The 1,784-nt window shown below is 70.8% G+C and carries 2 protein-coding genes; both read right to left on the reverse strand.

Annotated features, from left to right (window positions below; translation table 11 throughout):
- Positions 1 to 29: 29 nt before the first annotated feature.
- Positions 30 to 704, reverse strand: a complete 675-nt coding sequence (gene cmk / locus J7E68_RS19255; RefSeq protein WP_215175147.1) for a (d)CMP kinase — start codon at positions 702 to 704, stop codon at positions 30 to 32.
- Positions 697 to 1,784 (reverse strand): prephenate dehydrogenase (locus tag J7E68_RS19260; RefSeq protein WP_215175148.1); only part of this gene is annotated, 1,088 nt, incomplete at its 5' end. The genes cmk and J7E68_RS19260, both read right to left, overlap by 8 nt.

The raw sequence follows: 1,784 nt of genomic DNA on the forward strand, positions 1-1,784 counted from the left end.
GGTGGGCGGGGCGGCGTTCGGTTTCGTCGTCAGCCATGGTGGACTCCTCGGATTCGGTCGATCACCGTGAGGACGGCGTCGAGGGTCTGTGGGAAATCGAGCTCCGTCGAATCGACGACCTCGACGCCCTCTGCGGCGTTCAGGAAGTCGACGACGGCGCTGTCGGATGCGTCGCGCTTGTGCAGTGCCGCGGCTACTGCCTCGGCGTTCTCGCCGGCGAGCTCGCCGGCACGTCGTGCGGCGCGCACCTCGGGTGCAGCCGTGAGCAGGATGCGCACGGGAGCATCGGGGGCGACGACGGTGGTGATGTCGCGGCCCTCGACGACGACCGCCGGGTACGGGGCGTCGGCCACGAGGGACCGGAACAGACGGTTGACCTCTTCGCGCACCTCGGGCACGCGCGCCACGCCGCTGACCGCACCGGAGACCGACGGCTGCCGGATCGCGTCGGTCACGTCGATGTCGCCGACCTGAACGGTGCGGTCGTCGGGGTCGAGGCCCAGTCTCACGGGGAACTCCGACACCGCCGCGAGCACCGCATCGGCGTCGGCCGTGTCGGCGCCGCGGTCGAGCACATGCCAGGCGAGGGCCCGGTACGCCGAGCCGGTGTCGAGGTAGCCGAACCCCAGCGTGCGGGCGACGGCCTTGGACACACTGGACTTGCCGGAACCGGCGGGCCCGTCGATCGCGATGAAATCAGTCATTGGTCGTACCTGCAATCCGCCATCCGCGTTCCTGGAGTCCGATGATCGCCCCGTGCAGAGCCGCCGGTTCGACGCTGATCTCCGCAAGACCGAACTGCGCGCCGGGCGAGTGCTCGAGGCGGAGGTCCTCGACGTTGACGCCGAGCTCTCCGAGTTCGCCGAACAGACGGCCGAGCTGGCCGGCGGTGTCGTCGATCATCACGACGAGCGACTCGAACCTCTGGTTCTGACCGTGCTTGCCCGGCAGTCGCTCGACACCGTCATTGCCCTGCCGGATCGTCTCGGCGACCACGCGCCGAGCACCGGGGGCGTCCGGGGTGCGCAACGCATCGGAGACCTCGCGGAGGTCGGCTGCCAGCTGGTCGAGGATCTCGACCACGGGTCGCGCATTGGCTCCCAGGATCTGCACCCAGAGTTCGGGAGCGGATGCCGCGATGCGCGTCGTGTCGCGCACACCCTGGCCAGAGAGGCGCAGCGCGCCCTCATCCGCCACGGCGAGGCGGCCGGCGAGCAGGCTGGCGACCACCTGGGGCACGTGCGAGGTCAGCGCGACCGAGCGATCGTGCTCCTCGGGAGTCATCTCGAGGGGCATCGCCCCCACGTCCAGGGCGAGCGCCTCGACGAGAGCGAGGTCTGAGGCCTTGGTGTCGTGATCGCGGCAGACGACCCAGGGGCGTCCGATGAACAGGTCTGCGCGGGCGGAGATCGCGCCACCGCGCTCACGCCCGGCGAGCGGATGCGAGCCGATGTAGCGGGTCAGGTCGACCCCGCGGGCCTGCAGGCTGCGGAACGGCTCGAGCTTCACGCTCGCGACATCGGTCACCACAGCGTCGGGGAAGCGGGCGAGCTCCGCCTCGATCACATCGGCTGTGACATCCGGGGGCACGGCGACGACGACCAGCACCGGCGCATCATCGCCGGCGGCGGCACGACCGGCTCCGTAGTCGATCGCGAGGCGCAGCTGCGCGGGCGACGTGTCGGCGAGGATGACGTCGATGCCCTTGGAACGCAGCGCATGTCCGATGCTCGCTCCCAGCAGGCCGGCACCGACGACGCCCCCGGTTCCCGAGAGCCTCGCCG

The organism is Microbacterium sp. ISL-103, assembly GCF_018613995.1.
GTDB lineage: Bacteria > Actinomycetota > Actinomycetes > Actinomycetales > Microbacteriaceae > Microbacterium.